We start from the raw sequence: 2,706 nt of genomic DNA, 5'->3' as shown, positions 1-2,706 counted from the left end.
TCGTTCCTCCCACAGGACCCCGAGCCCGCGCCCGTGCCCTGAATTATACCTCAGGTTCCTCAGTTCTGCGGGCGCGCCGATGGCCATCACGACCACCGGCGCGCACGCAAATCAGCCCTTGCGCGCGGCCCCCTGCATCGCCGTCCAGACCCGGGCAGGCGACACCGGCATATCGATATCGGTCACGTCATACCCACCGCGCTGCAACGCGTCGATCACCGCATTGACCACCGCAGGCGGGCTGCCGATCGCACCTGCTTCGCCACACCCCTTCACCCCCAGCGGGTTATGGGTGCACGGTGTCTGGCACGAATGATCCACCGCGAACATTGGCAGATCGCTGGCGCGCGGCATCGCGTAATCCATGAACGACCCGGTCAGCAACTGGCCGTTCTCGTCATAAACGCACTCCTCCAGCAGCGCCTGACCGATCCCCTGCGCCAACCCGCCATGAACCTGACCTTCGACGATCATCGGGTTGATGACGTTGCCAAAATCATCAGCGGCGGTGAAGCCCAAAATCTCGACTTTGCCGGTGTCTGGGTCGACCTCCAGCTCGCAGAAATACGCGCCCGAGGGGTATGTAAAGTTCGACGGATCGTAAAATGCCGTCTCCTCCAGCCCCGGTTCGATCTCTTCCAGCGGATAATTGTGCGGCACATAGGCCGCTAGGGTAACATCGCCCCAAGCCACCGATTTATCCGTGCCCGCAACGCTGAACTGACCGTCCTTCAGCTCGATATCCGCCTCTGACGCCTCCATCAGATGCGCCGCGATCTTCTTGGCCTTGTTGATGATCTTCTCGGTCGCGCGCACCATCGCCGACCCGCCCACCGCGATCGAGCGCGAGCCATAGGTGCCCATGCCCATCGGCGTCTTCGCCGTGTCGCCATGCACAATGTCGATCTGGCTGGCATCAATGCCGATCATCTCGGCCATCACCTGGGCAAAGGTCGTCTCGTGGCCCTGCCCGTGCGAATGCGAGCCGGTCATCACCGAAATCGACCCGGTGGCGTTGACCCGAACAGTGGCGGATTCGTACAGGCCCGCACGCGCGCCCAACTGCCCCACCAGGTTCGACGGCGCGATGCCGCAAGCCTCGATATAATGCGCAATGCCAAAGCCGCGCAGCTTGCCGCGCGCCTTGCTTTCAGCCACCCGCGCACCGAGCCCCGCATAATCCGTCATCTCCAGCGCCTTATCCAGCGTGGCCTGATAGTTGCCGGTATCATAAGTCACCGCGACGGGCGTGTCATAGGGGAACTGATCGGGCTGGATGAAGTTCAGCCGTCGCAACTCGGCCGGATCCATCCCGACCTCGCGCGCCGCCTTGTCGATCACCCGCTCCAGCTGATACGTTGCTTCGGGGCGGCCCGCACCGCGATAAGCATCGACCGGCACCGTATTGGTGAACACCGCCTTGACGTTCACATAGACCAGCGGCGTGGTATAGTTCCCCGCCATCAACGTACCATGCAGCCAGGTCGGAACCGACGGCGCAAAGGTGCTCAGATACGCGCCCATATTGGCATAGGTGTCGGTGCGCACGGCGGTGAACTTGTTGTTCTCGTCCATCGCCAGCTCGATCTTGGTCACATGATCGCGGCCATGCGCGTCCGACATGAAGGCCTCTGACCGGCTCGAAGTCCACTTGACCGGACGGTTCAACACCTTGGCGGCCCAGGTCACAAACGCCTCTTCGGCATAGTGAAAAATCTTGGCGCCAAATCCGCCGCCCACATCGGGTGCCACAACCCGCAGCTTGTGTTCCGGGATCGACAGCACGAACGCCCCCATCAGCAACCGGATCACATGCGGGTTCTGGCTGGTGGTATACAGCGTGTGCTCGTCGTTGGCGCGGCTGTAGTCGCCCACCGCCACCCGCGGCTCCATCGGGTTTGCCACCAACCGGTTGTTGCGCAGCTCCAGCGTGGTCACGTGATGCGCCGCCTTGATCGCCGCATCCACCGCCTCGCGGTTTTCTTCAACAAACCCCCAGTCATAGCACAGGTTCGAGGTCAGATCGTCGTGCACCTTGGTGGCGCCCGGCAGCACCGCCGCCTTCACATCCAGCACCGGCTCCAGCTCTTCGATCTCAAGCTCGACCGCCTCGGCGGCATCTCGTGCCTGCTCCAGCGTCTCTGCCACGATCACTGCGATCGGATCGCCGACATGGCGCACCTTGCCCTCGGCCAAGATCGGGTGCTTGGGTTCCTGCATCGGCTGCCCGAACCGGTCAGTAATCAACCACCCGCACGGAACGCCCCCCGCTGCGGCAAAATCCGCCGAGGTGAAGACCTTCAGCACGCCGTCCATCGCCTCGGCGGCCGCCACATCCAGCCGCTCGATCCGCCCATGCGCCACATCCGAGCGCAGGAAATAGGCATAGGCCTGCCCGCGCAGATTGATATCGTCGGTGTAATTCCCCACCCCGGTCAGAAACCGGACGTCCTCGCGCCGCTTGCTGCTTGCGCCAATTCCATCGTCCTTCGGCATGTCATGTCCTCCCTGATCAGGCCCCGCCGCCCCGGCTCTGTCGCCCGGCAACCCGCCTGCTGAAAATTATCTGTGCCGCGCCCCTCCTCGGGCACAGCGCTTATTCTGCCGCGATCGGAACCGCCTGCCCGCTTGCTGCCATGATCGCGCGCACGATGTTGTGATACCCGGTGCAGCGGCAGATATTGCCCTCAAGGTGGTCGCGCACCT

General features: G+C 63.2%; 2 protein-coding genes. Both read right to left on the bottom strand.

Annotation, left to right across the window (positions count from 1 at the left end; all coding sequences use genetic code 11):
* Positions 1-111: 111 nt before the first annotated feature.
* Positions 112-2,496, bottom strand: a complete 2,385-nt coding sequence (locus BSF79_RS19350; protein WP_090271467.1) for a xanthine dehydrogenase family protein molybdopterin-binding subunit — start codon at positions 2,494-2,496, stop codon at positions 112-114.
* Positions 2,497-2,596: 100 nt separating this feature from the next.
* The coding region (locus BSF79_RS19345) for a 2Fe-2S iron-sulfur cluster-binding protein (RefSeq protein WP_245776461.1) at positions 2,597-2,706 on the bottom strand (110 nt) is incomplete at its 5' end.

This window comes from Thalassovita taeanensis (assembly GCF_900110775.1).
Classification (GTDB): domain Bacteria; phylum Pseudomonadota; class Alphaproteobacteria; order Rhodobacterales; family Rhodobacteraceae; genus Litorimicrobium; species Litorimicrobium taeanense.
This window is presented reverse-complemented; position numbering and strand designations above follow the sequence as displayed.

Coding starts and splice junctions, on each gene's coding strand:
- BSF79_RS19350 (WP_090271467.1), bottom strand. CDS start 2,496: ATGCCGAAGGACGATGGAATTGGCGCAAGCAGCAAGCGGCGCGAGGAC.